Below are 18,639 nucleotides of genomic sequence, written 5' to 3'. Positions count from 1 at the left end.
AATGAAGGAGTTTCTTCGTCAAGGTTATGCTGGGTTGGTGGGCACTAGAACTAATTCGTGGGTAAGAAAGTAGTTTTTGAAGTCAAAAAAAATACCCTGTGTAGGGTATATTTCATCATTTATTCTTCTGATTATCTTGTATGATGAAGTTTTTTGATTGGTCCACACTATTTTTTCTCTTTATCCTTCTAGGATCGTGCTCCGAAGACAGAGAAACCTAATATTTCAAAAGATCCACTAATCGTGGAACGAGATAGTCTTCTCTCTATCTATGGAAATCAAATTCGTCATGAGCGAGAATTGGAATACCTGAAAGTATTTGAGTTCGGAAGCACAGATCACACCTATCTCTACGGTAAGTCTGAGGGAAAATTCTGGCTCGCGGGTTATTTGAATCTCCAAATCAAAAAACCGCTGAATATCAAGTAGACCTAGATCCTGAATCAACTATTCAGGATATCTATTACAACCCTGTAGGTCACGGCTATTTAGCTGCAGGATTTGAATTAATAGAAATACTAGGTTATGATCCATCAAATACGTCTAAAGATGCTTCTATTTCGAAAAGCATTTTGAGATTTAATTTTGATGATTTTGCCTTTAAAAGTTCTACCTCCTACTTGCTATTAAGATGAATTGACTATTCTGGAATATGCGAGAAGGTGGAAGGGTGGATTTCTCACTTGAGCACAGTGGTATAGTCAGCGAGTTTGGAAAAAATAATACACAATATCTGAGTACTGACTTATCTGAAAGTATACTTTGGGATTGCAGAGCACAAACCTCCCCCTCCGGCTGGTGTTTTATATTTTGATGTGGATTTCTATTTGACTGTAGGTGAGCATTCAGTTGGTGGATTTGACTATAGCATCTGTAAAATCCTGGACTAAGAATATTTTGGATTTTTATGGAGTAGAAACCTGCCCTGGATGCACTTCCTCAATCAAGCTGCTTAACCAGATTGATGATAATATAACGGTCGAGATGAACCTGAATGGGGAACTACGGAAAGTGGTAATGAGATACAGAACTGGGGAAGTACTTTCAAATGTATTATTATGACTGTCCAATTAAACCTCTTTATTAAAAGGTGGTTTTGATTTATTGAATCTTATTCTGACATAGTATGTCCGAGAAAGGATAAAACATTTTCCTCGAAGGTTTAAAATAAATTGATATTTAGGCAATGGTGAATATGTACAACTGGGCAGCCATCTGCAGTGAACTGAAAGACCTTGAGAAGCGTGTAGAAGGTAAAATAAGCCGGATCTATAGTGAGAACCCAGATCCACTCCCACATGCCCGAATCTATAAAGGAAAACAGATAGGTGCACTGTCGAGGGCTCTAAGACAGTTTATTGAATTAGAGACGAAAAAATGCAACTGTCCTGTTGCAAATGCTGCAAGATGTGGGGGTGAAGTTGAAGGCGGTGAGGTGAGAATAGTACAAATCGATTCTTAAGCAAAATATAATCTTTCCGATATATTTTCTCAATAAATCTTGACCTGACCTTATAATTGATTTACTCATAAAATGGATAGGTAGAAAATTGTTAAGTAAATAAAATCAAAAGGGGTGAATATTGAATTACATATATAAAAAGTTTAATTAGGAAAATTTGTAAATATTAGAATTATCTATTAATCTATCTAAAATATTATGTATCTCAGAATTACTAAATTGTCTTGAGTTTTTTAACATACAATATATATTAGAATACTCATTATAAATGTTTGTAGCAAAAATACCAGTATCATCTGTGCCTACTACTATTGGTGGTATATTCATACCATCCCTTCCCCATTTTATCCAATTAATTAGGTGATATGTTTCAAAATTTTTATGAAAACCAATTCGAACATTACTACTTGGCAAAGTCTCTATTATAATTTTTTTTATAGCAAGCCAATTCAAAACTTCCAATTGGAGTGACTGCAAATCGTTTGAATTAAAAACATCAAAGATATTAATGATTTTCACTTCATCATACAGGGCCAAACTTGCCTTATTGTGATATTTTTTGAATAGTTTGTAAGGCAGAAAAGACTCCAATTCTTTTCTGGATTTAAACTTGTAGTCTCTCAAAATGAGATTCCATTCTTCTTTATCGAAATAAGGAAATAATTTTAAACTCTCAATATCCGGCTTAAAAGAGTTAAGGGGATCATACTTTCGCATCTTCCAGGAAGTCTACCAAGTCCAACGTTGAGTAGGATTCTCCATAAATGTAAGTACTCCATCTAGCAATTTCTTTTTCTAATGGAACTCGCAAATGAGCTAATTTTAGAATGTTTTTTTCAGAAATGAAACTAAAGCCAAAAATCAAATCATCTAAATAATGACCAATCTTCATATTTATTGACTCACCAACTACCTCATGCCAAGTTTCAATTGATACACCTAGCGCCAGAAACCATGTCCAATTCCATCTCCATTTGATAACCCACAAAATTCGACAGCTTCAAAAACAGCTCGAATACCTCCGAGTATGTGAAAAAAATCCTCACCTGCATGAAAGGTAAACTTATTAAACCCCTTCTTTCTCAAAAGTCTATATACAGGAGCAAAAACCTCAGGCCCTGCATGAAATTCATTGGCAGCCGACATCAATACCAGTGATTAAACTCCTATACATTGGAGAAACAGTTTTCAATCTGGTTAAAATCTTTGCCTTATTCCAGTATGTCTACTCTTAAATCCCTATGTCTAATCGGCAAATGAGGATTTACCATCGGGTGCTTTAATGAAATGAGCTATTAACTTCAAGTCAGAATCTTTAGAGCGGAAATACCATGTTTTTTATTTAAAAGTATCTGAAGTAATTAAGCCAACCTTTCTTGATATTCACCAAAAAAGACAACAAATCTTTTGAAGTCTTTTTTGGAGAAAAACGGCCCTCAAGAAAACTAACAAATCCCCCCTTGTTACCCCTGTATCGCAAAAATCTTATCAGAATAATTTGTTTCTATATTTTCTCTAAAGCCATTAAGAGTGTGTTTTTGAAATTGCTCAAATCCATTTGGGAGCCTTTGCTGAACAACCAATCTATTCGTAAGCCCAAGGATCAAAAAATAATAATGCAATACAGAACTCAAATAAGAGTAGGGATTCCCCTTTAGATGATTAAGCACCAAATACAATCATTAAAGATTCTAATGCCATCCCATTATACTCTTGCCCAGGTAAAGCAGAATAAAATGGATGCTTATTTCCCAATACCCATCTCATCAAAATTGTCATTTCGTAGTATCTCATAGTAAAAGATTTAGACAACTCATCTTTAAAAAGAAATTCATAAAAATACAAGCGTATTTTTCTTTGCTGTCAACAATAAATCAAAAAAATACTTAGGAGTCAAAAAAGGAGATTCTTGGAGATACTGTTCACGCACAATAACATGTCTATCAAAAAAACTGAAATAATCACTATAGGCCAAAATTCTATTTGAAATAAATTTCTGCCAAATAACATCTGTGTCTGTACCACCATTTAAATGAATATGCAAATCATTAAATCCTGCTCTTACTATTTAGATACAAATTATTACTACTTGGTATCGCTGTATATCTAAAATTAGAAACAAAATACTTAGAATAATAATCAAATACATTTCCACTATTAATCCCAGAAAGCTGCTCAGATAAATAATAACTCTTTAAAGGCAAAGGTGGAACGAAAGTCAACAACTCCTGAAATTGCATTCCCTTTGCCAAACTGGATTTTGACATAATCACTGTCAAGACAAAAAAAATCCAGAGCTAACCCGAGTAAACCCCATCCACTAAACAACTACCAAATGAAGGAAAAGAAGAAAAATTACTATCCAAAAATGTTTTATAATAATGATCTGGAACCCTAGGATTCCCATTACCCTAACCTAACAAAAATTCGAGATTTAATATCTTGAAAATTAACCAACTTACACATCTTGTAATCGGGACAAAGAACTATCGTCTAAGAACAAATACTTAAGAATATAGGTTTCCATTTTTTCTAGAATGATACAATCAACGAATTTTTCAAAATTTTTCATTGTAACATTCTTAACAGAATATTTTGATAAAATACTTTCTAAACGCTCAAAAGGAAATTTTTGAAACTTCAGTTTTAGATATTCCATTGCTTTCCAATAGCACCCAACTATATTATTATAATGTCATTCCTATTCCCACAAAAAGAAAGTAGACATTGAACGATCTCCTCTAAACCTCACTGATCCCTTCTTTGACTTAACATGCACTTCATCCAAAAAATGAAAAACATTCAGTTCTAGACTTAAATTAACCTCAGAATCTGTCATGAAGAAAAACTGATACAACAACTCTGGCTTTAGATAGCTCATAAGTAGAGGCGACCGGAACATCCAATCAAAAAATCTCAACTTGAGTTTTGAACTTCTATAGACAGTAAGATTGTGAACAAAATTTTTCTCACTAAATATCGTGTTATCAGTCCTTAACCTTGAGAAAAATTCGCGCATATTCTCTTGCCTCTTCTATTAAAAGTGCATTAAGCAGCGCAATCAATTGAAATTGAAAAATCTCACCTAAACTTCTATTTTTTGCTCTATCTTCAATTGTAGTCAATGCATAAAAATACCTTGTAGAAAGTTTTCCCAATATGTGTACTGCAAAAGACAAATCTGAAGGAGCAATTTTAAACCAATTTTCAAGAGAATTTTGCAGCAATAAGAAATTAACACTATCTGGAAAATAGAAATCAAATGAATCCTCCTCGAAATCGTCTTCTCCCACTTCTTCGAATCCCCATCAAAATTTGGAGTAACATAAGTTCTAAGATGTGACAATTCTGACAAAGCACTATCCAAGTTTCCTTCCTTATACTTTACTATTACATCACCAATTATCCCTAATAAAACGTATGATGAATAGGTCAGTAAGGAACTATTCTTATAAGCAAACCTATTTATTGATAGTGGAAAACAAGCCAAATATATTTGAGAAAGGTTCGCTCCACGGTGCCTGAGGACATGATCGATCCTCCCTTCTGAAACACCCTTAGCCACTTTGTCAAATCCATATAGTGGAATAGTGCCAGCTACTAAAAGACTATCAGTATTCTTTGACTTTCTCGAAGTACTCGTGCTCCTAGTATCAATCGATCCTCTTAGATAAGCCGTAGTTCTTCCAATAGTATCCTTTAAAGTATTATCATTACCTAAAATATATTTATTCGCTAAATCTTCAATTGACCCCAATCTAATCCCTTCATTATAATTCATTCCTGATCAATCGCCTACCATCCGATTTTTCATCTTCTGTAAAAGGGATATAGACACTTAAATTCCTCAAATATCCAATTTTCAAGAAATAGTCAAATATCAAATGCAAATTATTATTACATATATATCTTGAAAGCAAAAAATTAAAAACCAAAATAGATGAATTAATATTGCTTCTAGTTGAGACAGGAATCAATTGATAAAACTCATTTAGGACGTTTTCCCTCAAAAGAAATTTCAAAATGTTTCTATTGATATAGATACTATTTGAAACTACATCCTTATAGTTTATACCCAACTCACCGAGTTCACTAAGAAAAGAATCAATAAACTTAAATTTTTCAAAGTAAAGTTTATCTTTCTTGGGATCCTCATTTAATAAAAATAGAATTTGAGTCCTCAATTGCAAACTCAATAAAAACCTAAGATAAGGCTGGATTTGCGATTTGTTTTGAATTCCAAAACTTTTCAAAATCTCTTTATATACATCTGAAATTTCATTACCATTCTCCTCCGCTGATGGTGAATTCTCTGCCTCATTTCTAAACACAATAAACTTGGTACTATCAAACGAAATATATTCACCAATGGTGGATAAATGAAATCGGTTCTGTGGCTGTAAGATCTTTTGAAAATATTGAGATTCAAGCTCAGTAACTAGATTATTGAAATAATCTATGCCTTTCAGCATCTTCCCTTCGTATTCTAGAATCTCTTTTCCAAAGTTAGCCCACTTTTTTTGCCTAATTAAGTTTGAATACAAAATTAGATCCCCACTTACAATTGTTATTAACTTCGGAAAATTGAAATATTTTCGAATAGTCTCCAAAACTGCTGTACCTTTTTTGAAATCCACATCTATATCATCAAACATCAATACAAATGCTTTTTTGCCTAAAATATTCAATGAAAATGTTATAAATCTTTCAAAATTATCTCTCAATTCAATGGCTGCAGTAACAGAATTTAATCCTTTATCGAACACAAATTCAGGATCTATCCAATCGTTATTATCACCAATTTCAACACCATCCAGTGAGGGAATTCCACTTGCGAGCTTTATCATTGACTGTCTCCAATTCTCATAATCATTATCCGTTACATTTCTACCATATGTAGACATGCTTTTTTTGGAATCGACATACTTACTAATCTTTGTATGAATTATAGAGATAACATTTAAAAACACATGCCCCTTCTCCTCAATTAATGTTGGGTCTACTATTTCAAGAAAACAAAGTTTATCACCATAAGAAGAATCTTTTCCATTTTCAAAATAATTTTTTAAACTCAACAAGAAAGATGTTTTTCCACTACCTCTGGTGCCTGAAATAGTTATCGTATTGTGAGTATAGATTTTTTCCTCGTTGTCTGGTTCACGAATTTCCTTTGAATTTTGAACTATTTGGTCTCTAACATTTTCGAACTGATCTTGATGGATAATGTTATAACTATCTAAAGAGAACTTATTTGCATTCTTACTGTTCTCTAAATAGATTTTTATTGGTTTAGTATTTTTTTCTGATTTTCCCATGATTTGTTAAATTATTCTGACAACTCAAAAACAATATATAATTTTATGAAAAATATATAAACAACTTAATTTTCATTTGGAATTCATTTGATCCAAAATATAATGAGGAATCCCTTTAATAATTACACCTGGGGCATTTAATCCTTTATATAGACATTCATGGCTTTTCAGGGATTTTATCTTCCTTACTGTATTTTCATCTGCATTGATCAGTCCCAAAGCTTGTAATTCCTTTACAGATACATTTGGCACCTTATGGACAAACCAAGTCAATAAGGGCTCAATGTAATTAGTACCGGATTTCTTGAAATGGGACAAATATTGGGAACTTAACAAAATGCCAATTCCAAATTCCCTCCCCTTCAACAATAAGTCTTCCAAGACCGGTAGCTGGTATTCCATGATCAAATTGGCCTCGTCAATCAAAAGGTAGCTATCGATTTTTCTCAATTGGTATGTGTCTTTTGGGATAAACTCATGCTTCTTCACTCCCAGCATATAGTCACGGTACATATTCAAAAAGAAGATCATGATCATCTTGAGATTCCTATCATTGCTTGCCACACCACCCAAACTCAATACGATGGATTGGTTGAAAAAATCACTAAAACTGATCGTCTTTAAGGTATCAGATTCAAAAAACCTGGATAAAATCAACTTATTCATCAAGGAATATGGGGCATCCACTTTCCCATCAACCAATTCCCCATATTTTTCAAATATATTGGTCAAAGTAGGTGAATTGAAGTCTTTATAATTGTCCTGGTAGGGTTCATATCCCCTGTCTTCAAACGCCTCAATAACTGCCTGTAGAATATTGTTTTCTTGGTTTGGGCCTATTCCCCCATAGATCTTCTTTAGAATATCAATGAAAAACTCTCCTTTTGTCAATGCTGGATGATCATCCAAACTATTTCTGATATCAAAAAGGTTAATGGGTAAGTTATAGGGCTTTACAACTTTTGCATTGATGCTCTTTACAAAATTTTTGTCACTTTGCTTATCCCCACTTCCATCATAATCCCTCTTGGTATCCATGATCAAAAACTTCGGTGCTCCCCCCCTATTTTGATTCGGGTCTTTGGTGATATTGTAAAGCAAAGCCTTGATCAATTGGGTCTTTCCTGTTCCCAAATCACCCACAATCCCAATATTAAGTTGGTTCAAATGGGTGTTGGAAGGATGGAATTTAAATGGAATTGAACTTATTGCACCCTCCTGAACTCCAACTTCAAATAAGATTCCTTCATTATCATACCCATCTTTGGAATACTCATTTGGGTATTCAGGAGTTATGGAGTTCACATCCTCTTGATCTTCCTTACGCTTTTTTAATTCTTTCCCATTCGGCTCAGCTACCCCAAGTTCTTCCGGCAATTCTTCATGCGTTGGTTCTTTTTTATTGTATTGTTCCTGGACAAAATCATACAGAAAACCCCAATCCCCAACTTTGTCCCCTAAAAAATTAAACTTAGACTGGTCATTTCTTTTCAAAATATCCTTCGCATCACCAAATGAGATTTTCAGGGTATCATAACCAGAATTGGAACTGATTTCATCAAATTCAGTCAGTGCATAATTTGAGATCACCAAAAGTCTACCTTGGGTGTTCAATTGAATTTTTGAGGGATCATTCAAACAAGCAATTAGTTTACTCTGAATCTTTGCCCATTCCTCTGATTCCTCTGCCTGTTTGATTTTCCTGCCATAAGTTGCAAAGGCAAAGGAAATCATTTCGGAAAACAACTTGCATCGGGCATTATCCCAAATCACAGATTCCATGCTGTATTCCATTAGCTTATCGTATAAGCGATAAAAGTTCTCACACTGCTTCAACGCGGCCTCCATATAGGGTAATTCCATAGGAGAGTTCCTATACTTTACTTCTACAGCAGTCCATTTCATTCCTTCAATCTCATTGCCTTTCAAACCAAAGCTCAAAGCCAATAAATCAGGCCTTCTAATATCGGTTTTCAATGACTTACAGAGGGAGTTATATTGCTTTGTAAATGGATCAATAGGAATAAATATCGTGATGACATCCTCTTTCTTTAAAGGAACAAACTGGAAGCTTTCATCCTCGCTATTGAAATTTTGAAGCAGGTTCATCGCAGTTAGCATTCCCACTTCACCATTGGCATTCGATCCTCCTGAGGCCAAGGTTTTCAAGGTAGGAATTCCCCTGCCAGAAATTTCTTTTAGGATTTCGTTTATTTGGGCGGCACTGGTATTACCCATACCAGGAATATTCCTAAGGCTTTTTCGGACTGACTCAATTAAAAACTCTGAGTTTTTGGCGATTAAGTAAAAGCCACCTTTTGAGGAGTTTTTAGATGAATAGGATGGTAGATCATAATCCCACAACAAGTGTTTACCAGAAGAATCAAAAAAGGCCGAAGGATCAACCACACTGGAGGAGACTGCACAATAATCGGAGCTTTCCAATTTCTCCATTACACTTTTTAGGTTTGGAATTGTAGATAGGTGTCCTTTATTTTTTTGATTGACTTGGTTCTCCAAGAAGACCAACACTTCGGCCATTTGATTGGAAATGGCATCTCCATTAGAATGGTAATAATCATGATCCAATACTGTGCGGGTTTCGAAGAAGGATAGTTTACCCATATTGTTTAATCTGGAATTCCTTACTCTTTCCCTCGAAATGCACCCATTAAACAATACTGCTGAATTTTCCCAGGGATCAAACTTGAACTTTGGCTCTTCAAATGACTGATGATAGATAGATCCAAATTTTCAACTTTGCCCCCATTTGATTTATCAAACCACTTCACGCTGTAACCAGAATCCGTGGTAATCCCGATCAATGCTTCAGCTGTGGGCTGGAACTCACGAGGCCGTGAATCAAATATGTTGAGCTTTTTGCTGCCACTGGAGAACCATAGATCCCGTTCAAACCGTTTATTCGATTCAAATTTATCGTCCCCCAAATTGTTGCCGACCCAATTTTCCACCCCCTTATTGAACAACTCTGTTTCGGAAGACTCACTGTAGACCTCAACATTGATGGCATTCTGCCCAGATTTGATCTTAAATATATCAGAAAGGGATTTTTCAATTTGTGAACTGGACAAACCACTATCCAGGCCCTCGATTTCCAAACCAAGATCATCGTCGAAAAATGAGATGAACTTATCATGTTTAAGTTGGTCCAATTTGGTTGAATTCCATAAAACTCCCCAAGTCACACTCTCGGTTTCTATCGATAAAAATACCTTGGCGGTGTCTTCATTGTAATTGGAAAAATAAGAAAGAGCCAAACTATCTGGAAATTGCATAGATTCTATAATTCCTGCAGCAGGACAAGGGATAGATTTGACCAACGCTTCATACAAATAATTTTGGGCCTGAAACTGCCACGCCAATCGGATGGGATGGATCGGTGAAAGCAGGATGGCAAATGGATCATGGTGGATGACCAAATCCCCATCAACATCTGATATCGCCACCACTTCATACCAGCTTGCAATTTTTGGGCTTTCCTTTAGCCAGTTAAAATATTCTTCCAAATAGGATTTGACCATCACTGCCAACTGGGGGGAAACCGATGGTTTATACAATTCTTGATATTCAAATAGTTGGCTAGAATTTTCGGAGTTATCTGAACCAGATTCAAGAAGGAAATCGATGATTTTTCTCCTTGCACTTCTTAGCTTTTCTGGGACAAGGAATACTTCCTTTGACGGCCTAAAATCAACATTCAGCTCCCCTAATGAGATCAAAGCGGATATATCCCAATCAGGCTTGGAGAAATTTGACTTATAATCAACCCCAAGTATCAAGGGGTAACCAGAGTTTTGATCATTTTCAAAAATCCATTGTTGAAGTTGGTGGAGCTTAGACCAAGATTGGTAAACTGAAATTTTCTCATTAATGCCCTTGGGTGAAATGTTTTGGAGTATCAGTTTCTCAATCACGTTTTTCGCCCCGATGGGATCATCTTCACTTACCATCAGAGTTATCTTGATAACATGCTTGTATTTCTGTCTTAGGTTTTTCATCCTTAATTCAAACTCAACCGAATCATCGATGTCAAAAACAAAAGACCCCACCCCATCTTCAGGAGCAATTATATTCAATGGGAAAGACTGATCATCTTTAAGTTTTAGAGTGCATTCTTCCAATTGGAACCTTTCCTGATCCCAATAAAATTTAAATTCATGGCTACCAGAATTACTCAATATGCCATTGGAAACCCAAATTTTATTGTTGGATCTATTATCTTTTTTGAAGGTCAGTTTGGATGCTTTCTGCAATTGGACTACATCAAAAACAAGACCGGGCTCATAATGGGCAAGACTTATAATTTTTTGGGTGGTATCCTTAAAACCTTGCTTCCTTATCCTATAGGAATAGAAATTCTTGTGGTCCGATGGGGTATCTCGACAAATAACAGTACCATTTTGCACCTCTTTTTCAATCGTAGCCAGTAACTCGAATTTATTTCCTTTCTTGGATTCTACTTCAAAATCGGCGTCCCCAGGATTATCAAAACTAATTTTAAGTAGAACTTCATCCAGTACCACAGGACAGGGCATGTTGTTGTTGAACAAGGCATTTATTACCTCGATTTTTCCTTGGCCAGAAACAGGTTCCTCTTCTTCAATAATTTCTTGCCAGGTATCAAGCTCCAATTTTAACCAATGCTCAAAACCTTCTTCCCAATTTAACGAAGAGTAAAAGTATAATGGGCAATCATTAAATTGGATGGAGGAGGAAATGGAAGCAATATGGTGCTTCAAATGTCTGAGTGAGGTTTGGATATCTTCTGGCAATTCTTTTTCCATCCAAGACCTAAAAGTTGTATTGGTCCCTATATTATCAAAACTGAAGGCAATTTTTTGAAAACACTTGATGGATTTATCAAAATCCATAGATCCATTATCTGAATAGTTTACAAAACCCAATAAAAAAGAGAGTGATTTGAGGTCATTTACAGAATCGTTCTCCGAAATGGATTTCAATACGTTCCAATTGAAATTTTTGGATCTGTTAATGGAACTGATCATGCTAAAAGATCTTAGGGCCTTTTTTATCTCATCGTATTGACCATCTGAGATATAAATATTCTTATTGGCCAGGGAATTCCTCAATAAGTGATCAATAAACTCTTGGTCTACCCAATCATTTTTGTCCACGTCCTCATTTATACCAATTGCCTGTAGACTAGACGAATTTGATTTGTCCAAAAGGGTGCCTTCTGAAAGAATGACTAGATACTCATCCAAGTTGGAATTGTTCCTTAAGTTCAAAACATAATCCTTTCCACAGATGCCACCCCTACTCGATCCGGAGCGTTAACCCAGTCCTCCAGCTGGCGATCATATAAGATTGTAGGAATATTCTTACCATTTATGGACAGCCCTCCGTCCTCCAACAATTCCTCCACAAAATCCTTGGCAACCTCAAAAGGAAGTCCTTTTAAAACAATTCGAGTTTGCTTCCCTCTTTCATTGCTATCCCCTCCATTAAAATTCTTGGAAATATAGCCTTGGATATAACTATTAAATTTCTTCATAAATCAATTAAATGGGTTTATGATGACCATTCCCCCTTCGGCATCTGGTGAGTCACCTACTACTTGCAGGGTAGTGAGGGTCGCTAAAAAATTACTGACCAATAGTTTATTGGGACTTATAAAAATCCCATATCTTTTTAAATGATCCAAAAGGTCATTTATGGTCCTATTTTGATCAAAACCATGACAACAGCAGTAGACCAAAGTAAGGATCGATGCAGGCCCCATATCCACAATCCAGGGAGCAGATTGGTAATTTCCCTTCTTTCTTAGCCAATAGGATTGATCATAATTTTTTTTGTAGGGATCCGCAGTTTGCTTTTGTCCCATGGAATGCCGCAAAAACTCAAAAATATTCTTGGTCCTACCGCTTTTGCAAGCAAAGAGCCTTGGGTCTTTTTCAAATAAATCCTGGATTTCGGAAACAATAGTTGATCCGCTCCAATCATTAGCTTGGATTTTGTCATTGATAATTGAACCTATCCTTAATATTCCATCCAAGGTATTGATCGAACCACCTGCAGTGTCCATCTCAAGTCTTTTTAGGATATAGTTAATGCCTGTATATCCCTTGATATAATTTTGGATGATTTGGTTGATGGAACTTGCCTTTTCCTCAAGTTCCATTAAGGAGCTAGTATTGCTCAGCAAAAAATCCTTCAAGCCACTGCCATCCAAGGTGTGATCGCCATTTAAACTATTTTCAAAATATAACCATAATTGATAATTGATATTGCAAAGCCAAAGGATATAACTGCCTGACCCAATCCGAATTAGCGATTCTAATGAAGAAAGCCACTGCCTCCTTGTCAATTTGCCTTTTAATTCAAGGACCTTTTTTAAATCAACCACAAATTGTTTGACCGGTGACCCCTCAAGAATATTTCCATCAATTGGAGCACTTTCTACAGAAATAGGGTTTAGTCCCCAAGTAATTTCACCATCCCTGAAAAATTCAAATTGGCTCGTGATGATCCTGGCAAGGATATCCTCATTGATGTCCGCCGAGTTGCAGGATAGTTTTTCAAAAAGTTGCTCCCAAACAGCAGTTGCCTCCCCTTTTTTCCCTGCCCCCAAACAAATTATCCTCTCAATCAACTTCCCAGGGTTCCAAGGATTGCCCTTTAACCTTGCAGCCCCCGAATACAAGGTGCAATCAGGAACGAAAGGGTAAAGGATGGGATACTTACTATTCACTTGATTGGTGGAGTGGGGTGAAGCCAATGACTTATTCAATAGATCAGTCCATTCCTTGGATTTAATTATCCAATCTTCATCCTTGATGTTTTTGTTGGTAACCTTGAATTTTGAGAAAAAAACATGTGACCGTTGGTTTACCAATTGTTCTCCAAACCTCTTTGTGCTACCCTCCTGTTTTATTTGCCACCCTATATTCCTATATAGAGAAGCCAAACTGACTTCTCCATTGCTGTACTCAGGACTGATACCCAAGTCAAAAATAGAGCTTGTATAAATAACGGATTTTGAATTAATGTCAGTTAAATGTCCTGAGTTGTCCATTTTAAAAATTTAAATAAAGGTGATTTTTAACTCGTCCCCTTCAACCTTGTCCAACCTGTAGTAATTTTGGGACTCACCGAAACGGATTTTTGAATTCTTCAATAGGTTTTTATCCCTCACCACTTTTCCAGCAATATTTGATTTGATACTATCTAACATGGCCAAAACGTCACTTGGAAGTGAGGCCAACCTTACTCCCTTGTGAAAATTAAACAACGCTTTGTATAAAGGATAGGTCAATGGGACAGGGTAACTTTCATTGAAATCTATCTTGAAAACTTTATGGTGAAGTCGAGGAACATCATTGTAAGGGTCTTTGAGGTAACTGGCGTCAATGGAAACCCTACTTATTTCCAAAGTCAATTTGGAATCTTTGTCCAATTGGGGTTGGGAAATTGAAGAGTTGATGTTGATTGCCATTCCATCTTGAGATTGAAGCAATTCGTCAAATGAATCCCTTACTTCTTCCAGTTTTTTTTCCGTTGGGTCTTTTATAGCGGTTAAATTCCTGAAATCACCCAAGACCTCTTCGTCTTTGGAAATACCCAGCTTTGAAAAATGCATCCTTTTGAACAACCGAATCGCAAAAGTTCTTAAAATACCCAGTAGCTCATCAATCCTCATGGAATTGATACTAGGTTCAAATCTCGCCTTACTATCGAGATCAAATTCGATCCTGATCAAATGTTCGAAAAGCTGTGTCTGAAGTGGGTCCAAAGTCTCTCTGGTTTTTTCAAATCCAGATTTAATCGAGAAAGAAAAACCAGATTCCAAATCTTTAAGGTCCCCCAAACCTGGAAGATCAATTGATTTATTGTTGCTCAATTGGGCAGGATCCATCAAATCAAAAAACAAACCATCGACAATTTTGGCAATCTCTGGTTTATTGCGACTCCGAAAGGAATTTTGGAAAAAGTAGGAAAAGAATTGTTTCGTAATTTCTGATGTATGGGTTATGGATCCTATCTCTGGATTCCTAGTCCTCGCCAAGCCGCTAAAGGATGGCCATTTGCCAAACAATCTAATGGAATAATGGTGTTTGTTCAGCCCATATAAATGTTTAAATGCATCTTTATCACTGGCCATGGAAAATCCATCGATAGTTTTTTTGGACCATTCACATGGCGTTTGCCCCTTAAACTCTCCCTCAAAACCAACCATGATGTAGGAGATAAGTGAGAACAATTCGCGGAATGACCATCTTTTATTGGAAATGCTTTCAAAATCGCTCAATAACCTCTGAAGACCGTCCAGATTCTCTTCCTTCTTCAAACCCTCCTTGTTTTGATAAAAAGGACAAAGGCTTTTTTCAACGGTACAGTCATTACAAGACCATTTAGTATCATCCAATAAATCCTCAAATATTTGTTTGAAAGGGGTTTGTGCCTTTTCCACTTTTTCAAGTACCAAGCTTTCAACATCCATTGGCCAAATGCCAAAGGAACTGACAAGCGGATCTTTATTGTCCATTGGCCAAAGGGGCAAAGGGTTTATATATTCTGTCAACCCTTTTATGATTCCGGTCAATACTTTATAAATTCTATTATCTATCCTTTCTGAAAGGGAAAGTGCCTCAGCCAAGACTCCCCTATTGATACAGGCCACATATAAGATGTTATGGTCCAAGGCATTTTTTAAATCCTCCAATAAACATTCCTCACTGTTTCTACCTTGTTCGCCAGTAGAAGCATCTTGGACAATGACCAATTTATTGTATGTAAAATGGTTGGGGTCTAAATCTATATGTACAGATCTTTCGACTTCCGTAGAACTATAGTGGATTTTCTGGGAAATTTTTGAATAATAGTCTGATTCGTGTTTTTCATCAATTTGGGAAATGAAATATTCCAATGCATCAGTTTTCCCATTTCCTGGACCACCTACTAACAAAATTATCCTAGGCTTTGAATCGATATCAGAATGGATCCAATCATCGAGTTTTTGGGTAAGTTCTGTTCTTATCATTTTACCATTTGGCCTTCCACTATTGCGGTCAAAAGGCTTCTTTACCCCTCCTTTGCTATGACCCGCCCAATCAAGTAATCCTTCAGGATATAATGCTTGCATTTTTCCTGCATTTATAGTTTCCTCCATTTCGTCCCAAATTTCTTTACATAAAGTATTCATGTTTCCCAAACTATAATTCCCGCCTCTTTCCAAATTCCTATACATTAAGGTTTGGGCTTCTGTTGATCTGACAGTTCTACCTAATTTTTGAGAAAGAGAAATAATTTCTGGGTTCTTTTCATGTAAATTCTTTCCGTTCAATTTTTTAAAGAGATGGTAAACCTGAATTAATTCTTCCTTAGTCCATTTTATACCAGACTTTTGATTTTTTTCACCACCAGGCACCCTATTATTATTTGCCATTATTCCAAAATATTTTTGACCCACTTCCCTATTTTATTACCCAAAATTGGAGGCACTGCATTTCCTACTTGTGTATACTGAGGAACTTCGGATTTTCTGTTTTTCCCACCTGTGGTAACCTTTGACCTAAATACAAAACTGTCTGGAAAAGACTGAATCCTCGCCATTTCTCTTACAGTAAGTACTCTAGGCTGGGAAGAGGAATAATGACAAAAATCATCTGGGATAGTTAATTGAGCTGGTGCAGGTAAATCTTGTAATAAAGGCCTTTGGATTTGTTTTTTCGAACTGAATTCCCTTAAACCAGATATAAAACCATTTAAGCTTTCCAAATCAATAAAATCCTTTACTTTGGAACTCTTCTTTAACCCTTCCTTTAACTTTTCTACATCTCCAATTGAAATGTCTTTCCCTTTTAAAAAAGTTTGTAAATATGCTTTATGATCTTTATTTAAAACTTTTCTTGCTTCTTGTAGTAAAATAAATCTCTTTATGGTCTTGGGATTATGTTTTCTTAATTCATGATTAAATACTCCTGCCAAATGCGTTTTCGGATGTATGATATGTTGTTTAAAAATGCTGTCTAGGTATTTGGAATAAGCTGTACCTAAAGTACTTTTTAAAACATATCCCTTTTCAATATTTCCATTTCCACTTAAATCATTGATTGCTTCCTTTACACTGACCGTATTTCTAGAAAATTCAGGAAAAAAATTTGATTCGTTAAAAATATCAATAGGGACCATTTTTCTCATTGAGGCAAATTTTTCATTCACTACATCAATATGTATTGCTGGATCATTTCCTTTATAATCCAAAATGAATTGGGATTCTTCCTCTACAAAGGAAAATGCTTGTGTAAACACTTTTGCTACATCCTCTATTGATTCTTTCTTAATCTTTCTTAAAACCTTGGTTTTTAAATCTTTCCTTAAACCCAACATGATAAACCTTGGCCTATTTTGGGGAATTCCAAAGCTTTTAGCATTTATGAAAAAGCATATTGGGGCATAACCTATAAAAGCAAAAGCTTTTGCTATTTCAAGCCATGGTTCTTTCTCTCCACCATCACTTGTGAATTTCCGAAGAATACCTTCTACATTTTCGAGGATAACAGCTTTAGGTTTTACTAATTCGACAAAATCCACAAACGCATAAGGCAGTTTATTTTTGGGATCCCTTTCCGCCCTTCTACCAGCCATACTAAAACCCTGACAAGGAGGACCACCTGAAACCAGATCAATATTTTTTAACCTATTTAATAATTCGTTCCTTTCTTTTAATGATTGAACTAATTCAACAACATCACCTACAATCAACTTTTTTTTATCCCACTCATCCAAATCCATGGATTTAAGTTCATCCATTTTATGAACTACCGGAAAATCTATATCTGGATCACCTGAAAAATCCACTCCCAATAAATTATAAGCGAAGGTTTCTGCAGCCATTGGGCTTAATTCATTTGCAAATTCTAGTTCCCAACCTGCTGATTCTAAACCTAAACTCAATCCACCACAACCAGCGAACAATTCAACGTATTTACTTTTTTGCATTTAGCCTTACCAATATTTAAAAATTCTGATATTTAATAATAAGTCGATAAATGGATTTATCCTAAAAGAATAATTGACTTAAATTGAAAAAAGTATGATTTCCTGAATAATTAAACCTAAAGGTATAGGATGAAAACTGGTTACTAAGCAATAATTGCTAAAAAAGTATCCACCAGACCAATAAAATATACTATTATTGGTATTGGTAGTGCCTATAATGTATTTGGTCTAAGGCTAATTTTAAACAAATACCAAGATTCTTAATTACTTCAGCATCCCAAAACCTCAATACAAACCAACCTTTAGATTGGTAGTAAGTATTGACTTCATGATCCCGTTGAATATTCCGTTCGATCTTGGCGATCCAGAATTCCCGGTTGGATTTGATGCTGTGTTTTCTCTCTTCCCAGTTATAGCCATGCCAAAAGGTGCCATCTACAAAGATGACGAGTTTGTACTTTTTGAGACTGATATCAGGTTTCCCAAATAGAGGCTTCTTTGGGGTTTTGTACCTCACTCCTGCCTGCCATAAGGCTTTCTTCAAAAGTTTCTCAGGTTTGGTATTCTTCCCTTTAATCTGGGACATTTGAACAGATCTGGCTTTAGTGGTGTAAAAGCCATTCTCCTCGCAGAATTGTGGGATTGCTATTTTGGGTCGTATGTAGGGTTTATTCTTATTCAAAGAGTTCTTTGATCTGAATTTCTAAAACATTGGCGAGTTTGGCTATTACCTCCAATGATGCATTCCGCTTTCCCTGCTCAATCCCTGATACATAGGATCTATCCAATCCCGAGCCAGAAGCCAACTGTTCCTGAGACATTCCCCTAAGCTTTCTAATTTCTTTTAACCTTAAACCGAAATTTTCTTTTACGTCCATG

The 18,639-nt window shown here is 35.7% G+C and carries 15 protein-coding genes; 2 read left to right on the top strand and 13 right to left on the bottom strand.

The window, feature by feature from the left end:
* Positions 1–243 precede the first annotated feature (243 nt).
* On the top strand, positions 244–429 hold the full coding sequence (locus AC0L6R_RS05685; RefSeq protein ID WP_473270330.1) for a hypothetical protein: 186 nt from the start codon (positions 244–246) through the stop codon (positions 427–429).
* 766 nt (positions 430–1,195) lie between these two features.
* Positions 1,196–1,462: a hypothetical protein gene (locus tag AC0L6R_RS05680; protein WP_473270329.1), complete on the top strand. Its 267-nt coding sequence runs from the start codon at positions 1,196–1,198 to the stop codon at positions 1,460–1,462.
* A 147-nt stretch (positions 1,463–1,609) separates the two neighbouring features.
* On the opposite strand, the gene AC0L6R_RS05675 is transcribed toward AC0L6R_RS05680, so the two are convergent.
* From AC0L6R_RS05675 to AC0L6R_RS05615, 13 genes are all read right to left on the bottom strand, one after another.
* Positions 1,610–2,179: a hypothetical protein gene (locus AC0L6R_RS05675; RefSeq protein WP_473270327.1), complete on the bottom strand. Its 570-nt coding sequence runs from the start codon at positions 2,177–2,179 to the stop codon at positions 1,610–1,612.
* On the bottom strand, positions 2,166–2,450 hold the full coding sequence (locus AC0L6R_RS05670) for a hypothetical protein (RefSeq protein ID WP_473270325.1): 285 nt from the start codon (positions 2,448–2,450) through the stop codon (positions 2,166–2,168). Before AC0L6R_RS05670 ends, AC0L6R_RS05675 begins: the two co-directional genes overlap by 14 nt.
* Positions 2,451–3,124: 674 nt before the next feature.
* Positions 3,125–3,256, bottom strand: a complete 132-nt coding sequence (locus tag AC0L6R_RS05665; RefSeq protein ID WP_473270324.1) for a hypothetical protein — start codon at positions 3,254–3,256, stop codon at positions 3,125–3,127.
* Positions 3,257–4,583: 1,327 nt separating this feature from the next.
* On the bottom strand, positions 4,584–5,243 hold the full coding sequence (locus tag AC0L6R_RS05660; RefSeq protein WP_473270323.1) for a hypothetical protein: 660 nt from the start codon (positions 5,241–5,243) through the stop codon (positions 4,584–4,586).
* Positions 5,233–6,777 (bottom strand): hypothetical protein, encoded by a 1,545-nt coding sequence (locus tag AC0L6R_RS05655; protein ID WP_473270322.1) that lies wholly within the window; start codon positions 6,775–6,777, stop codon positions 5,233–5,235. Before AC0L6R_RS05655 ends, AC0L6R_RS05660 begins: the two co-directional genes overlap by 11 nt.
* 72 nt (positions 6,778–6,849) lie before the next feature.
* Positions 6,850–9,402, bottom strand: coding sequence for a hypothetical protein (locus AC0L6R_RS05650; protein ID WP_473270321.1), 2,553 nt, complete (start codon positions 9,400–9,402; stop codon positions 6,850–6,852).
* A 20-nt stretch (positions 9,403–9,422) separates the two neighbouring features.
* Complete coding sequence (locus tag AC0L6R_RS05645) at positions 9,423–12,023, bottom strand: hypothetical protein (RefSeq protein WP_473270320.1); 2,601 nt, start codon at positions 12,021–12,023, stop codon at positions 9,423–9,425.
* Between the two features lie 20 nt (positions 12,024–12,043).
* Positions 12,044–12,313: a hypothetical protein gene (locus AC0L6R_RS05640; RefSeq protein ID WP_473270319.1), complete on the bottom strand. Its 270-nt coding sequence runs from the start codon at positions 12,311–12,313 to the stop codon at positions 12,044–12,046.
* A gap of 3 nt (positions 12,314–12,316) precedes the next feature.
* Complete coding sequence (locus AC0L6R_RS05635; RefSeq protein ID WP_473270318.1) at positions 12,317–13,834, bottom strand: hypothetical protein; 1,518 nt, start codon at positions 13,832–13,834, stop codon at positions 12,317–12,319.
* A gap of 9 nt (positions 13,835–13,843) precedes the next feature.
* Entirely contained in the window at positions 13,844–16,204 is a 2,361-nt protein-coding gene (locus AC0L6R_RS05630; protein WP_473270317.1) for a hypothetical protein, read from the bottom strand.
* Entirely contained in the window at positions 16,204–17,760 is a 1,557-nt protein-coding gene (locus tag AC0L6R_RS05625) for a DNA cytosine methyltransferase (protein WP_473270315.1), read from the bottom strand. The genes AC0L6R_RS05630 and AC0L6R_RS05625 overlap by 1 nt, the downstream gene beginning before the upstream one ends.
* Positions 17,761–17,953: 193 nt before the next feature.
* A complete protein-coding gene (locus AC0L6R_RS05620; protein WP_473270314.1) occupies positions 17,954–18,442 on the bottom strand; it encodes a very short patch repair endonuclease in 489 nt (162 codons plus the stop codon).
* Entirely contained in the window at positions 18,435–18,638 is a 204-nt protein-coding gene (locus AC0L6R_RS05615) for a helix-turn-helix domain-containing protein (protein ID WP_473270313.1), read from the bottom strand. Before AC0L6R_RS05615 ends, AC0L6R_RS05620 begins: the two co-directional genes overlap by 8 nt.
* Position 18,639: the final 1 nt, after the last annotated feature.

The organism is Algoriphagus sp. 10J20-15, from assembly GCF_055809615.1.
This window is presented reverse-complemented; position numbering and strand designations above follow the sequence as displayed.

Bases quoted from the DNA above. Each gene is read 5' to 3' on its own strand.
- AC0L6R_RS05680 (WP_473270329.1), top strand. From the start codon at position 1,196: ATGTACAACTGGGCAGCCATCTGCAGTGAACTGAAAGACCTTGAGAAG.
- AC0L6R_RS05675 (WP_473270327.1), bottom strand. From the start codon at position 2,179: ATGCGAAAGTATGATCCCCTTAACTCTTTTAAGCCGGATATTGAGAGT.
- AC0L6R_RS05665 (WP_473270324.1), bottom strand. From the start codon at position 3,256: ATGAGATACTACGAAATGACAATTTTGATGAGATGGGTATTGGGAAAT.
- AC0L6R_RS05660 (WP_473270323.1), bottom strand. From the start codon at position 5,243: ATGAATTATAATGAAGGGATTAGATTGGGGTCAATTGAAGATTTAGCG.
- AC0L6R_RS05655 (WP_473270322.1), bottom strand. From the start codon at position 6,777: ATGGGAAAATCAGAAAAAAATACTAAACCAATAAAAATCTATTTAGAG.
- AC0L6R_RS05650 (WP_473270321.1), bottom strand. From the start codon at position 9,402: ATGGGTAAACTATCCTTCTTCGAAACCCGCACAGTATTGGATCATGAT.
- AC0L6R_RS05640 (WP_473270319.1), bottom strand. From the start codon at position 12,313: ATGAAGAAATTTAATAGTTATATCCAAGGCTATATTTCCAAGAATTTT.
- AC0L6R_RS05635 (WP_473270318.1), bottom strand. From the start codon at position 13,834: ATGGACAACTCAGGACATTTAACTGACATTAATTCAAAATCCGTTATT.
- AC0L6R_RS05630 (WP_473270317.1), bottom strand. From the start codon at position 16,204: ATGGCAAATAATAATAGGGTGCCTGGTGGTGAAAAAAATCAAAAGTCT.
- AC0L6R_RS05625 (WP_473270315.1), bottom strand. From the start codon at position 17,760: ATGCAAAAAAGTAAATACGTTGAATTGTTCGCTGGTTGTGGTGGATTG.
- AC0L6R_RS05615 (WP_473270313.1), bottom strand. From the start codon at position 18,638: ATGGACGTAAAAGAAAATTTCGGTTTAAGGTTAAAAGAAATTAGAAAG.